General features: G+C 68.2%; 12 protein-coding genes and 1 pseudogene. 10 read left to right on the top strand and 3 right to left on the bottom strand.

Annotated features, from left to right (window positions below):
- The first annotated feature begins 108 nt into the window (after positions 1-108).
- From AB0O29_RS00510 to AB0O29_RS00540, 7 genes are all read left to right on the top strand, one after another.
- Positions 109-1,179, top strand: a complete 1,071-nt coding sequence (locus AB0O29_RS00510) for a serine hydrolase domain-containing protein (RefSeq protein ID WP_365143727.1) — start codon at positions 109-111, stop codon at positions 1,177-1,179.
- A gap of 530 nt (positions 1,180-1,709) precedes the next feature.
- Positions 1,710-2,237, top strand: coding sequence for a hypothetical protein (locus AB0O29_RS00515; RefSeq protein ID WP_365143730.1), 528 nt, complete (start codon positions 1,710-1,712; stop codon positions 2,235-2,237).
- 260 nt (positions 2,238-2,497) lie between these two features.
- Complete coding sequence (locus tag AB0O29_RS00520; RefSeq protein ID WP_365143733.1) at positions 2,498-4,765, top strand: hypothetical protein; 2,268 nt, start codon at positions 2,498-2,500, stop codon at positions 4,763-4,765.
- A complete protein-coding gene (locus AB0O29_RS00525; protein ID WP_365143736.1) occupies positions 4,762-5,541 on the top strand; it encodes a hypothetical protein in 780 nt (259 codons plus the stop codon). Before AB0O29_RS00520 ends, AB0O29_RS00525 begins: the two co-directional genes overlap by 4 nt.
- Before the next feature lie 453 nt (positions 5,542-5,994).
- Complete coding sequence (locus AB0O29_RS00530; RefSeq protein ID WP_365143739.1) at positions 5,995-6,522, top strand: very short patch repair endonuclease; 528 nt, start codon at positions 5,995-5,997, stop codon at positions 6,520-6,522.
- A 231-nt stretch (positions 6,523-6,753) separates the two neighbouring features.
- On the top strand, positions 6,754-7,629 hold the full coding sequence (locus AB0O29_RS00535; RefSeq protein WP_365143742.1) for a nucleotidyltransferase: 876 nt from the start codon (positions 6,754-6,756) through the stop codon (positions 7,627-7,629).
- Positions 7,619-8,182 carry an SLATT domain-containing protein gene (locus AB0O29_RS00540; protein WP_365143745.1) on the top strand — a complete coding sequence of 188 codons (564 nt, stop codon included), beginning with the start codon at positions 7,619-7,621 and terminating at the stop codon, positions 8,180-8,182. Before AB0O29_RS00535 ends, AB0O29_RS00540 begins: the two co-directional genes overlap by 11 nt.
- 144 nt (positions 8,183-8,326) lie before the next feature.
- On the opposite strand, the gene AB0O29_RS00545 is transcribed toward AB0O29_RS00540, so the two are convergent.
- Complete coding sequence (locus tag AB0O29_RS00545; protein ID WP_365143748.1) at positions 8,327-8,680, bottom strand: hypothetical protein; 354 nt, start codon at positions 8,678-8,680, stop codon at positions 8,327-8,329.
- 180 nt (positions 8,681-8,860) lie between these two features.
- On the opposite strand from AB0O29_RS00545, the gene AB0O29_RS00550 reads away from it, so the two are divergent.
- Positions 8,861-10,204, top strand: coding sequence for a hypothetical protein (locus tag AB0O29_RS00550; RefSeq protein ID WP_365143751.1), 1,344 nt, complete (start codon positions 8,861-8,863; stop codon positions 10,202-10,204).
- A gap of 239 nt (positions 10,205-10,443) precedes the next feature.
- A pseudogene (locus AB0O29_RS00555) lies at positions 10,444-10,635 on the top strand (CorA family divalent cation transporter); the annotation flags it as partial.
- 48 nt (positions 10,636-10,683) lie between these two features.
- Here AB0O29_RS00555 and AB0O29_RS00560 read toward each other — a convergent pair.
- Positions 10,684-11,643 (bottom strand): AIR synthase-related protein, encoded by a 960-nt coding sequence (locus tag AB0O29_RS00560; RefSeq protein WP_365143754.1) that lies wholly within the window; start codon positions 11,641-11,643, stop codon positions 10,684-10,686.
- 104 nt (positions 11,644-11,747) lie between these two features.
- Positions 11,748-13,400, bottom strand: coding sequence for an MFS transporter (locus AB0O29_RS00565; RefSeq protein ID WP_365143758.1), 1,653 nt, complete (start codon positions 13,398-13,400; stop codon positions 11,748-11,750).
- A gap of 223 nt (positions 13,401-13,623) precedes the next feature.
- Here AB0O29_RS00565 and AB0O29_RS00570 point away from each other — a divergent pair, with 223 nt between their 5' ends.
- Positions 13,624-14,643: an AfsA-related hotdog domain-containing protein gene (locus AB0O29_RS00570; RefSeq protein ID WP_365143761.1), complete on the top strand. Its 1,020-nt coding sequence runs from the start codon at positions 13,624-13,626 to the stop codon at positions 14,641-14,643.
- Positions 14,644-14,648: the final 5 nt, after the last annotated feature.

Below are 14,648 nucleotides of genomic sequence, written 5' to 3' on the forward strand. Positions count from 1 at the left end.
TCCGCCTCCAGCTCGCCTGACTCCGCCCGTGGCGGAACCGGAACAGTCCTGGCGGCCTCACTACCCTGACCGACGGACCACCCGCGGCCGCACGACGATCGGGAGACCATGACCACGCCCTCCACCGCCCGAATCGAAGACCTCCTGCAGACCGGCGTACGCGAGCAGGTCTACCCCGGCGCGGTGTGGGCGGTCGGGGACGCCGACGGCATCCGCGCGAGCGGAGCCGTCGGCCTCCTCGACCCCGACCGGCCCGACGAACCGATGCGGCTGGACACCGTCTTCGACGTGGCCAGCCTCACCAAGATCCTCGCCGTCTGGTCCACGATCGGCGCGCTCGCCGAGGAGGGCAAGCTCGACCTCCACGCCCCTCTGGGCACCTTCTGGGACGAGGTCGCCAGCCACCCCCTGGCCCGGGCCACGGCCCACCACCTCCTGACCCACACCGCGGGCCTGCCCCTGCGCGCCAACCTGAAGAACCTCTACGGCACCGACCCCCAGGACGTCCGCGACGGCGTCCTCCACGAGGCCCTCCACCGCCCGCCGGGCGAGGCCGTTGAGTACACCGACCGGGCCGCCTTGATCCTCGGCTACCTCTCAGAGCGCCTCTCGGGCGAGCCCCTGAGCCGGCTCGCCACCGCCCGCGTCTGGCACCCCCTGGGCATGACCCGCACCCGCTTCGGCCCCCTCTCCGCCGCCGAGGTGGCCCGCTCCGCCCCCACCGAGTACGACGACACCACCGGCACCCACCTCAAGGGCACCGCCCACGACTTCTCCGCCCGACTCCTGGGCGGCGTCTGCGGCATCGCCGGCACCTTCTCCGTCCTCGACGACCTCGCCCTCTTCCTCCGCCACATGCTCCAGCCCACCCCGGCCGCCTTCGGCCCCAGCTGGATCAAGGAGTCCCTCCGCATCCAAACAGGCGCCCTCACCCCCGCCCGCGGCCTCTTCTGGCACCCCGCACCGGGCGCCGAACCCGACCAGGACATCTGGGTCCACTACGGCTTCACCGGCACGGGCATGTGGATCAGCCCGACCCGGGGCCGGTGGGCCGTCCTCCTCACCAACAAGCTCCGCTTCAACCGCGACCGCGAACCCCTGACGGAGATCCGCAACGCCTTCCGCACGGCCGGGTTCGCTCCCGACGGCTCGAGACCGCAGCGCATGACCGACCGCTGAACAGGGCCGTTAGAGCTCGCTGAAACAAGTCAGGGATGGCTCAGGAGCAGCCTCTGGCCATTGCCGGTCCCATGACCGCGCAAGGCAGAGCTGGGGCGAGAACAGCGGGGTGTACGCCCATCCACGAGCGACCTACATGGGGCCTGGCCCCTGATCTTGGACGCTAGAGAGGTGGACCTTGAGGGTCCGGGAGCGGTCGTGTTGCGGTGATGAAGCATGACCAGCCGGAGGTGAAGATGATCGCGAATCAGACACGAACACCAGTCGAACATCATATGGTTCCGGCCGAAAGGCAAGAACTGCCGCCGCAAGCACGTGCAGCCACGAGCTCATCACTCAGGGCGAACAGTGAGGCTAAGAACCGTCAACACCTACTCCTCGGCCACTTCGTCCGGTGACCGTTTTCCACTCTGTCCATACCCCTGATCACCCTCATACGGTGAAGCCCGTTTTGATCCGCGTAAATGCCGTTCGCACCTGCCGATTGGCGATGCGACGGTCGTGCGGACCCAGGGGGAGGAAGCACATATATGGATCCGTTGGCATTTCCGGTCCTCGCAGGGACGCTGCTGACCGAAGCGGTCAGGTTCCTCTTCGACCGAGCGGGTGCAGTGTTGGACCGCCGAGCAGGTCGAGTGCCGATGGAGCAGCCGGAACAAGTCTCGGGGCAGGCGCAGCCCCTTCTGGTCAGCACTCCGGCGCTCACCGACGAACGGGTCGCACGCATTACCGGGGCCCACGGCGCGCTCCGCGTCTACGTGTCGCGTCCCGAGTTCCTCCACGGCGATGACACCGAGCTGAGGGAGACCCTCGGACTCCTCCGTCGGGACTTGGAGGAGGTCTACGGACGCCGCTTGCCCTTCGGCGACGAGAAGGAGGCAGACCGGCCTGGAGTGGAGGTCTCACAGCGCGCCGACTCCCTTGATGGCAAGCAAGTCGGTATGCGCGTCGGCGGCGGCATCACCGATCGTGGACGGGCGCGGATCGACCAAGAGGCCGAAACCATCGGGGAAACCGGTGAGCAGGTCGGCATCGAGGTAACAGGCACGATCGGCTGAGGCGGGGCGCGAACGTCATGAGCTTCGATCACAGCCCTGCCGAGGAACATCCGCAGCAGGCACCAACTCCGTCTCTCCTAGGCCCTGAGGAGCAAGAGGGCGAACACCCGGCATCGGTACCCCTGAAACTAGGTGCGAACAGCCTGCCCGGCCTGCCGCCGCGCCCCGCCACCCTCCCGCCGAGCAGTGTCCCTCCGGCCCCGTCGGCTCCCAAAGCGGCAGCAGCCGATGACGCCGAGCGAGCCCCTGACGACAGCCACATGCAGCGGCCCCCTGCAACGACACCCACGCGCGACGCAGTAGAGGCGGTCGGACAGGCTGCCGTGCTCCAACGGGCCTTCATCAACAACGGTGAACAAATCGGCACGAAGTACGTGTACGAGCAGACCCTCGACTCGCACGCTCCTATCTCGTCCGAATATCTGGCCGTAGTCCGCGAGGTGTACGCCGAACCCCGCGGTGTGGACCACCTGGCGCCCAGCCCCTTCAAGCAGGCCCTAGCAGCCTTGGGGGCTGAAGGCTCCGTCCTGGTCATCAGCCGCCCGCCAAACAGCAGCCGGAGCTTTACCGCCTACGCATTGTTCGCTCACCTCCTGAACGATGGCGCCATCACCGAAGTACGGCCGTTGTCCTTCGGCGGTTCGAAGCACTTCCCGACTAGGCGGCTGCCGCACGACCACGAATGCGGCTATCTTCTGGAACTCCCTCCCGATGAGGATGACTTCGTGGTCGACGCCTCTTTCGGGGGCAATCTCAACAAACTCGTCGAGCGCCTCCAGCACCGGAGGTGTCGGCTGATCGTGCTCACTCGCCCCGAACAGTGGAGGCGCATCAGCCACGGGGCACCGGACGGCGTCGCTCCGGACTTGGGCATTGTGAGGCCGCGCGGCATAGCCGAACGATGGCTGCTCGGACAGGAACCCGACTTCCCAGCACACCAGTGGCTCGATCACGCGGACATAGAGCCGCTCCTCGCCGGCCAAGCCCCGACAGACGTACTCAACCTCGTATACCTCATGCTGGAAGAGCACCGGACGTCGCAATCCGCAGTTGCAGACGCCATCGATTCGGGTCAATCACTAAGGCGTCCTCGGGACCATTCCCCACGCCGTACGCTCGCAGAGCAAGTGGCCAACGTTGCCGCCGCCCACAGCAACTGGGAAGATGCGCTATACACGTGGCACGAACCCGAGGGGCGATCCCGTACCAGCTTCGAGCGCAACTTCCTTCTGGCTGCGGCCGTTCTGCGTGGCGATCCGGTCGGGCATGTCTACGCTCGAGCCGCAAAGCTGACTGAACAGCTCGACAGCCTCAAGGTGGAGGTGGAGGGACAACGGGAACCCGGGGTCATCGCCATGACGAAGGCCATCGGAGCGGAGCGCGAGGGTGACGGCACTCTCACTTTCACCCGCCCGCACTGGGACGACGCCGCGATCGAGTACTTCTGGAACGACCGCCCCCTGGCTCGCACCACGTTCCTGAAGTGGCTCGCGCAGGCACCTGTCCCCGACCCCAGCACGAGCAAGGAAGCCCTGGAGATCACCAGTAGAGAAGGCCGACTCGCCCTAGCAGAGCGTGTGGGACAGTTCGCTCTGCGGTGGGCCGTTCGGCATCGGCGTCAGACGCCGCTCGAGCGGATAGTCGAGGAGTGGTACAAACACGGAACCACCAGGGAGCTGTGGCCTCTGGCCGTTGAAATTCTGGATTCCGCCGCGATCCACGCCGTGAGCGCGCCCTATATCCATTCCATGTTGCTCGCCTGGTCGAACCGCAGCCAGCCCCACCTTCAACGAGCCGTAGTAGACGTGTGTACAGGCGCGTTCGGCCGCCGCCATACCGCCAAAGCATTACGCCGACTCAGGAATGTGGCAGCCCAAGGTCATCCCGATGTGATCGACGCGCTGCGCGAAGCCGTGCGCGTTCTTTGGGGGGACCCCACCGTACGGCAGATGTTGTTCGGATACGTCATTGACTGGTGCAAGTCGGATACGACGAGCCAAACCGTCGGGCACCGCACATTCACCGCGTTAGCCCTTAACTCCCCACCCGAAACAGCCGGCCTTCCGCCCCTCCTCCAAGCAATGACCGAGGAGAACCGCGAAGAGGAGGACAGCTTCCGCCCCACCTTGCAGGGGCTCGTGACAGGCTGGCGCACTCTGCTACGCCAGGCTGCGGGACCGGCAGGCGAACGAGACTTGGACAAGGGCGTTTTCACGTGGCTCGACGCGGCACTGGAATCGCATGCACTCAAGTCCGCTGTCCTCGACACCCTGCGCGAAGCCGTTAACGTTCCCGGGGCCGAAGGGCCGGCCCTTCGGGAAACTCTGCGCACCTCTTCCCAGTGGTGGGTGCAGGGGCTGGACCGCCCCTACTCCTCGGAAAGGGAAAGCCTCAAACGCCAACTGTCCGCCCTGCTTGACCAAGACCTCCTCGCTCGACGACAGCAGCCGATCACTGCTCTGTCCTCGTCGGCAGGAACTCCGGTTGACGAGCCTCAGGGCAGCGCGGCGGAGGCCGACGTCGCATGAAGCGCCGAACTGTCAAGGCCTCAGGTTCTTCGACAGAAGACGAGGCCGTCTGGACGTCCGTCTTGACGGACCGTGTCAGGAGCAAGGACCCGTCGCTGTTCTTCACCACCGAGCTCCGAGTGACCTGGCGACTCTCCGGCGCCAACCAGCCGGTGAATCGGTACACAGCACCACGTCTCGCCAGGAGACACATCGAAGAGGAGGCCGAACGGTGTGACGTCCTCCGTCCAGATGCCGCCGAGCAGGACATCACCGTCGCCGTCCAAAGGAATCTTCCCCTCTCCGCAGAGGGAGTGGAGGTGGTTGCAGTGCGACTACGTGTCCGCGTGGACGACACAACACGAAGGGCTGCTCTCCGGTTGGAAGGCTTACGGCAGGAGTACGAGCGGCATGAGGAGAGAATCCGACGCGACCACGACCTGGACGAGCTGGCACGACGGCAGGTTCGAGCACGCGAGACGTTCCTCAGGGAGGAGATCCTCGCCACTCCGTCCACAGCCCGCCTCTACGGTCTGCTGGAGGGAACGTCGGAGAACTGGAATCGACTCGGCGGTCCCCCCAGCGGCAGCGACCTCGACAAGTTGGTGCGCGATATCCAGCAGTGGCAGCCAGGCCAGCGATGGGTTACAGCCGCCCAGCTGCTCCACGAGTTCGTCGTCGGCCTGAGCGAGGAAGGACGCAAGGAACTACTCGCCCTCCTCGTCGACGCTGTTCGTACCTTCGGTGATGAGCAAACGGCACACCAACTCGCCCGCCTTTCGGACGAGGCCCGATGAAGACGGCTGTTCTACGCTGGGTACTCGCCCCCGTCACCAGCACGCTCGCTCTGTGGTTGCTGCTAAGGAAGGGGCGTCGGTTGTCCTTCGACACCGCCTGGCGCCTTGCCCGGGTGATGCGTCATCCAGACGAGTTGGGGTACCGCCTCCACGGTCACCGGAACGAGGATGCGTAGTCGCAGCGGGACCAAGGTGGCGAGGTGTGAGGCCCGTTGGCCCCATGCCAGTGAAACGTCCGGGCAACATCGTCGGCCGCAGGGATCACGCGGCACCGCTCCGGGCACTCGCACCCTCTCTCGGTCCCGCGTCCACCGCTTAGTGGACCGGCCGACGCCCACGATGTGCGCCCGTGCCGACCACACTCGAAGCCGGGACCGCACCCAGAAGCACACTCTCATACCCGTTCGGTCTGGCCACCAGTGACCAGACCGATCAGACGAGGGTTTGCAGGTCATGACGACCCGCACCGGTCGCCGAGGAGTACCACCACCTCGGGACGCCAACGCCCGCAAGCTGATGACGTCCCAACGACGCCGAGACACGGCGCCGGAACTCGCGCTGCGGCGTGCCCTCCATTCCCTGGGCTTCCGCTACCGAGTGGACCTTCCCCTGCCCGGAATGCCGCGGCGCCGTGCTGACCTCACCTTCGCCAGGTGGCGAACTGCGGTCTTCGTCCAAGGGTGCTTCTGGCACGCGTGTCCGAAGCACCTCCACCACCCGAAGCACAATCGCGAATGGTGGCGACAGAAGCTCGCGGGAAACGTCCAGCGCGACGAGGAGACGGACGCTCGCCTATTGCGCATCGGGTGGCTACCACTGAGGGTCTGGGAGCATGAGAGCGTGACCGGTGCTGTCGGGCGGGTGACATCGGCCCTCGCCGCCCGCGGTCACCCACGAGCCGTTCACCTCGAAGGCCTGAAGCAAGCCCCCTTACCGGCCTTCCTTCCGCAGGCGGACGGCTCTCTCCCTTCCCCCAAGTAGCCGGCCGACTTCATCTTCCATGTCTGCCAGGTAGACCGGACTCGGACAGAAGATCGTCTTCTCGAGTCACATCCGTCACCTCCCGCACGGTACGCCCACCGCGAGTCCCGCACCAGCACTACCTCGCAGGCGGACCGCAGGTCTCCGTGGACGGATGGGTCGAGATCCGAGACCCGCCATTGTCAGTGGCAGCCCCTAGGCTCATCCCTCCAGCACGAGCAAGGGGGGCACTTGAGCACGGCGAGCAGGTTCAACACCTTCCTAAAGAACATCAAGGCGAAGGAAGAGCACCACACGGACGCTCTGACCAGCGTCAATGCCATCGCCCGCAAACTGCACGGGCACTACAGCAACGCCCAGTACACGGACGACTGGCGGATGATCGTCGGTTCGTACGGGAAGGGCACGGCGATCAGCCCGCCGCGAGACGTCGACCTGCTGTTCTTCCTGCCCACACACGAACACACCCGCTACACCGGGTACAGGTACAACGGGCAGTCAGCCCTCCTGCAGGAGATCAAAGGGCTGCTCCTCGGTCGCTACCCACGTACCGAGATCCGAGGCGACGGCCAAGTCGTGGTCGTCGAGTTCTCCACCAGGCACAGGGTGGAAGTGCTGCCCGGATGGCGCCGGCAGGGCGGCGGGATGATCGTGCCCAACACCCACAACGGGGGAAGCTGGCAGCACGTTGATCACCACGCTGAGATCGCTCACATCGCTGAATCGGACACCCGGACCAACGGCAACACCCGCAGCCTCATCCAGATGATGAAGGCCTGGCAGGACTGGTGCTCTGTCCCCATCAAGTCACTCGTCTTGGAGCTGGAAAGCGTCGCATTCCTGCAGACATGGGCCTACGCCCGCGAGTCCACGGCCTACTACGACTGGATGGTCCGCGACTTCTTCGCCGAACTGGCCAAGAAGGCCAACCATTCCCGGCTGATCCCTGGCACCAGTGAGTTCAAGCACTACGGTGACGTCTGGCTCAGCAGGGCAACCAGCGCACACGCCCGAGCAGTCAAGGCATGCCAGCTCGAATCCGAGAATCGGCACATCGAGGCCGCACTGGAGTGGCGCAAGATCTTCGGGGAGCAGTATGAGTTCTAGCCAGGGCACCGGGCACACCGCGAACGTGCAGGCGATCCGGGAAGCCTTCGGTCGCGTCGTCTACTCGCACAAGGCCCACGAGAAAGCCCGCGAGCTGGAAGCCGCCAAGGCGGACAAGGCCAAGTGGGTCAACATCACCCTCGTGACGCTGACGTCCGGGACGCTGCTCGCCTCGGTGATCACGAACAAGCAGCTTCTTCTCTACATCAGTAGTGGAGCCTCCGCCCTGGCACTGGCCTTCACCATCTTCCAGCTGAGCTTCACTCCGGAGAAGGCCGCCGAGCAGCACCGTGCCGCCGCCAAGGAGCTCTGGTACATCCGGGAGCTGTTTCTGCACCTGCTCACCGACATACAGACCGACCCGCAATCCGTGGACATACCTCGCCGCAGAGACGAGCTACTCGAGAAGCTGAACCACGTTTACCGGCTGGCGCCGGACACATCGAGTAGTGCCTACCGGGCCGCACAGCGAGCCCTGCAGATCGACGAGGACATGACTTTCAGCAGCTCAGAGATCGACCGTTTCCTCCCGGAAGGGCTTCGCGCCTCCTGATGTCCGCCACAGGTTCGGTCGCGTGGATCACGGGCGGAAGCACGAGGTGCCCACACGGCTTGCCCCTGACGTGGCGTCATGGTGAGACGGGTTCGGCCCGCACTTGGGCTGCGGACCGAACCCGGTTTCATGCCGCGCGGGTTCCTACTCGGTGCGGCCGCGTTGGGGGGCATTATTCCGGTGCTTCCGCGAGGCGGGCACCTTGCGCTGCTCGGTACGCTGGGAGCGCCGGTCGCGGTACCGCATAGCAGCCAGCCACAGGTCCCGCTTGTGCTCGGAGTCCGACGGCATAAGCACCAACGCGATGAGGATGCCGAAGGTCGCGGTGATGGTGAGGACGACGGCAACGGCCACCGCCCACCATGGGGCCCCCACGAACGCGAGCGCACCGATGGCGCCTCCGCCGCCGAGGACGGTCCCGCCCAGCATCCGTCGGCCGTTCGGACCAGGCTGGGGCAGCATGGGGGACGCAGCCCGCTGCTGAAGCGGTGAGCTCATCGAGCAGCCTCCTTGCTACGTGCCCTGCGGGCCTTGAGGGCCGGCACCTTGCGGGCTTCCTCCTCGCGGCCGCGGGCCCACTCGTGCGATCGCCCTCGCATGAGACTTGGGTTTACATTCTCCATGCCCTCATATACTGCCCGTATGGGACATTGGTCTGAGAGTCTTGTCGACGAGGCCATGAAGCTGATCGGCGGTAGCCCAGACCGCCAGGTGCTGACGGACATGCTCGTCCAGGCCGGCCGCGAGATTGATGTTCTCTCGGGCCGCAGCTTCCAGCCTCTGCGCCGAGCGACCTCAGACATAGAGCCCAACGGCTTGCCCTTCGTGGACATCCCAGACATGCAGGTCGGCTCGATGGAGCCAGGGGCGGATGCGTGGGAGGTCCCTGACCCGGTGAACGGCGAGATTGCGAACGTCCTGCAGGTCTCGCCCTTGGCCAGCCCTGTTCCCAGTGCCGCGCGTGCGGCCGAGGCACTGTGGATTGCTGGCCAACTCGCTGCCAGGACATCGCAGACGGGGCGCCTCTCGGCGGAGCATGTGCTCCACTGGCTGGGAACATCTGTGGACCACGCGCAGCGAAAAGATCTCTTTCGCCGCGTCATGGACCCCGCCAATCGCTTTTACGTCCCGATCCTTGGGGTCAGTTTCAACGGATGGTGGTTCCAAATCGCCCGGCGCCTCGTTTGGGTGACGAGCGAAACCGAGGACGACGGAAGGCTCTACGAACTGCTGCTGGACGAAGCGGGTACCAGCGGACAGATCCCGCCGCTTGCAGCCACCGAGGCTGTCCTTGTCGTGGTCCCAATGACGCGGCACCCCGCAGACTGGGCATTCACGGCACGCATCTGGACCGAGCAGGTGCAGCGTCCTGTCGATCGCCCGTGGAGGAGGCTTGCGAAGGCTATCCACGGCCACGGCATACCGACCATCACCCTCGACCCCGTCTCGACCTCTTACGAGATCGCGTGCCAGGTGGTCTTGAAGGCCTACTGGCACGGCTACATCAGGGGCAACGAGCCAGCGCTGACGAACGCCATCGCGATGGCGTACCCGCGACAGGTCGATCGCATCCGCCGTGAGACCGGTGCCCCCAACAGAGCTTCTGCAGCCGCAACACTCCTCGAACAACTGATCCACCCAGGATTCGATCCGGCGCAGGGCGCAGAGGCGACTCGTCGGTACGTGCGCCGGAAGGCGAGCATCACGGTCATGCAATACCGGAAGAGCGAGGCGCCGGACCGGTACCCGTGGACACAAGTCGGCATCAGCGAACGTCGCTACTACAAACTCCTGCCGCTGTTCGCTCAGAAGGTCAACGGCCGCTATGAGTACGACTACGACGACGTGGTGGCGCGTATGAAGGCCCACCTGAACCTCGCAGACAAGGCGCGAGAAGTACGATCAGTCGCCCTTGAAGTCCTCCGGTCGCACGGCTTCGGCGACGAAGCCGCACGCAAATGGCTACAGCGGCATACACCTGAGGAGGCCATCAATGCTTGGCCGCGTGGTCGACGTCCGTAGTGCCGGCTACAGCACCCGAGAGTCAGCCTGACGCACGGATCACGGACCCGACCAGCGGCGATCCTCCTTCCGAGACAGCCTCCGCTGGGGAGAATCTGGGGAGAAGGAAGCCCCGTTGGGGAGCGGCTGGGGAGGATCGGGCGCATCAACGGGCAGCACGGCGAAAGGGCCGGAAAGGCGGATCGCCGCAGTTCAGAGACCCTCCCCCATCGTTTTCTGCAGGTCAGCACCCCGAAGGCGAGGACTTCAAGAAGATCTCCTCGTGGGCCGCCATCCTCTTCGCACCCACCCTCGTCGGCACCATCTACGGCATGAACTTCGAGGCGATGCCCGAGCTGAGCTGGAGCTTCGGGTACCCCTTCGCGATCCTGCTGATGGCGGTGGTGTGCGTCAGCCTGTACGTCGTCTTCAAGAAGCGGGACTGGCTGTAGTCCAGGCGGACCCGTCGGCGGTCCGATTCGGCGCCGAGGGGCCGCGCTTCACAGCAGGCGTTCGGGGAGGGAGCCCGGCGGGACCGTGCGGGTGCGGGGGTGTCCGTCGGGGCCGAGGTACTCGACTTCGGCCATGGGGTCGGCCGTGACCTCGCCGATGACCGCGGCCTGGGCCCCGTACCGGTGGGCGCGCAGGGCCGCGAGGACGCCTCGGGTGTGCTCCGGGGGGACGAAGAGGCACAGGCAGCCGGCGCAGGCCGCGTCGAGGGGGGCCAGGCCGCGGGCGGCGAGGGCGACCCGCGCTTCGTACCGGACGGGCAGGGCGGCCTCGTCGACCCGCAGGGTCAGGCCCCGGGCGGCGGCGGTCTGCCGGAGCACCTCCGCCAGGCCGCCCGCGACGACGGGGCGGGCGTGGCGGATGCCGGGGGCGACGGTCCGCAGGAGGCCGGCCAGCGGCGCGCAGTCGCTGGGCACGTGGTGCTCGTAGCCGAGGCCGTCGCGCAGCGAGACCAGGTGTGCGGCGTGGCTTCCCAGGGAGCCGGTCACCACGATGGCGTCACCGGGGCGGACCGAGCCGAGCTCCAGGGGCGGGCCGCCGAGGACTCCGAAGGCGGTCGCGGTGACGAACACCCGGTCGGCCTCTCCCGCGCGGACGACCTGGGTGTCGGCGGCGGCGACCGTGACGCCCGCCTCGGCGGCGGCGGCGCGTACCGAGGCGGTGAGCCGGCGTACGAGGTCGAGCGGGAGTCCGGCCTCCAGCACGATGCCGAGGGCGATGTGGCGGGGTTCGGCGCCGGTGGCGGCGAGTTCGTTGACGGCGCCGCAGACGGCGACGCGTCCGATGTCCCCGTTGCCGAAGAAGGGCGGGTCCACCACGTAGGTCTTGGTCCTGGTGTGGAGGGCGGGCGGGGGCTCGGGGACCAGCGTCTCCGCGACGAGCGTCCCCACGCCGGTGCCGAAGCCGACCTGGGTGGAGTCTTGCTTTTGTATGTACGTCACGAAAGCCATCCCCCGATGCCCGCAGACCTTGATCGTCCCATCATCCTGCGAGGCCGGTGTCCCGTACACCCGTGCTGTGCAAGGCTTCTGATGAGGGGCCGGTAGGGGCGGGCTCAGGCCGGGCGGTCGTAGCCGCGCAGCAGGGCGACGGCGAGACCGGTGGCCAGGGCGGGGACGAGGGCGAAGCCGGCCAGCATGCCGACCTGGGCGGCGGCCGGCTGCTGGGCGGCGTGGCCGGAGCCGGAGGAGACGTACCCGGAGAGCTGGAGCACGAGGCCGTAGAGGAGGGGGCCGACGGCGACGCCGAGGCCTTCGCCGGTACTGAACAGGCCGGACAGGGATCCTGCCTGACGTTCCGTCCGGTGCGCTGGGTCGCGGGCGACGGAGTCCGGGAGCATGGCGTAGAGGAAGAGGAGCTGGCCGGCGTGGCCGGTGCCCGCCAGGGCCATGGTGGCGAGTACGGCGGCCTCGGGGAGCGCGGGGGCCGCGAGGAAGAGCAGGCAGCCGGCCGCGAACAGGGCGGAGGCGAGGGTGTGGCCGCGGCGGCCGCTCAGGCGGGACCAGAGCGGCATGGTGAGCAGGTTGGGCGCGACGAAGGCGGCGACGAGGGCGCCGACGCCGACGGAGCCGTGCAGGACGTGGCCGGCGAAGTAGGGGGCTCCGGCGAGCAGGACACCCGTGGCGACGGACTGGACGATCACGCAGCGGAGCAGGGCCGTGAAGGCGGGGTTGCGGCGGGCGGCGGCGAACTGCCGGCGCAGCCCGGACCGCACGCCGTGCGGGAGCGGGCGGGCGGTCGGGTGGGAGGTACCGGCCGTGCCGGACGGGACGGCCGTGCCGGACGGGACGGCCGCGCCGGACGGGACAGCCGCGCCGGACGGGACGGCCGTGGGCGAGGGGTCCGCCGCACCGGATGCGCCCGCCGCACCCGTTGCTCCGGCCGTGCCCCGTGCTCCAGCCGTACCCGCCGCTCCCGACGCACCCTGTGTTCCAGCCGTACCCGCCGCTCCCGCCGTACCCCGTGCTCCAGCCGTACCCGCCGTACCCGCCGTACCCCGTGCTCCAGCCGTACCCGCCACTCCCGCCGCCCCCGCCGCGCCCGCCGCACCCTGTGCTCCGGCCGTCCCGGTGAACACGCAGAGCGTGCCGAGGGCGATCACGGTGGCGCCGAAGAGCCCCACCCAGCGGTGCCCGGCGAGACCGCCGCCGCCGGCCTCGATGAGGGCGGGTCCGGCCGCCCCGGTGACGAGGGCCGCGACGCCGATGACGGCGACCCGGCCGCCGGCCAGCCGCATCCGGTCCTCGTGGCGGTCGGTGAGCTCGGCGGGCATGGCCACGTAGGGCACCAGGAAGAAGGCGAACGCGGTGGCGGTGAGCAGGTAGCCGGCCGCGGTGAACCAGGCCCCCGCAGTGCCGCCGAGGGGGCCGGCGAAGGTCAGGGCGAAGGCCAGGGCCATGGCGAGGCCGCCGGCGAGGACGTAGGGGCGGCGGGCACCCCAGCGCGTACGGGTGCGGTCGCTGGCGCGGCCGACCAGGGGGTTGAGGAACGCGTCCCAGGCCTTGGGGACGAACACGACGGCGCCCGCGAGCGCGGCCCCGACCCCCAGCGTGTCCGTCAGGTACGGGAGCAGGAGCAGGCCCGGGAGGGTGGTGAAGGTCCCGGTGACGAGGGACCCCGAGGCGTACCCGAACCGGACCCGGGCGGTCAGCGGGGCCGGTGGTGCGTACGGCGGGGCGACCCGGGTGCGCTGCCCTGTGATGGCCATCGGGGTTTCCTTCCGGCTGCGGTGCGGTGCGGTGGGACGGCGAAAGGCCCCGCCCGGGTGGGGGGTCACAGGGGCGGGGCTTTCGTACGGAAGCCTGCGCCGGCGTCCATGGACGGCGCTAAAGGGCGGGCACGAGTTGCTGCCATGCACCTTGCTGCCACCGTGACCCGGTGGCAGGCCGCTCGACCGCCGCTCCAGCATGACTGGAGAGAAGGAGAGGGACATGACAGTCGACAACGGCACGGCCCCGCCCCCCGCCGTCGGGGCCCCCGCCCTCGGCGGGAGGGTGCTCTCGGGGACCCGGCACCTGATCCACCGTCCTCCGTCGCGGGCCCACTACGCCCTCGACGCGCCCAGCCTCGGTGAGGAGAACTTCACCCTGGTCGGTGCCACCCCCGTCGCCCATCCGCTCTTCAACGACGGCCCGGCGCACTTCCACGACCTCCAGATCGCCACCGAAACCATGAGGGAGATCGGGGAGTTCGTCGGGCACCGCTACTTCGGCGTGCCCGAGGACCGGCCCGGGCTCTTCTACCGGTTCTCCCTCGACCTCACCGATCTCTCCGCCTGGCGCTCCGACGGCCGCTGTGACGGTCCACTCCCCATGGCGACCCGGATCCGCGCGCGTCCCGCGAACGTGGTCGCGGAAGTACCGCGCGGGCTCGACTTCCACCTGGAGGTGACCATCGACGACCGGCCCTGCGCCACCGGCGCCGCCGGCCTGGTCTTCCTGATGCCGAAGCTGTACCGCCGCCACCTCGAACACTCCCGGCAGGCCCTGCGCGCCGCCCCCGAGCTCGACGACGTCCCGGACGGTCCGCTGCGCCCGGCCGAGGCCGCCGAGGTGGGCCGCCGCACCCCGGAGAACATCGTCATCAGCGAACCCACCGACGCCTCGCGCGGGCACATCAGCACCTGGCTGCTGAACTCCGGGGTCAGCCCCGTGTTCACCGGCGAGGAGGGCCAGCTGTCCGGGCTGCACCTGCTGGAGGCACTGCGCCAGACCTCGTTGCTCGCCGCGGGCCGGGCGCACGGGCTCGATGCCGTCCGCAGCACCCTCGGCGGCCTCCAGGTGCACTTCCGCGGACAGGCCGAAGGCGACCTGCCGCTGCGCTGCGTGGCGGTGGCCGGGCCGCTGGGGCGCGACGCCTACGGGCGGCCGACAGTCCCGGTGACGCTCACCCTGACCCAGCGCCGCCGTGCGGTGGCCGAGGCCCGCACCTGTGTGGTGCAGGACTACTGAGCACC

It is taken from the genome of Streptomyces sp. NPDC089915 (genome assembly GCF_040684675.1).
Classification (GTDB): domain Bacteria; phylum Actinomycetota; class Actinomycetes; order Streptomycetales; family Streptomycetaceae; genus Streptomyces.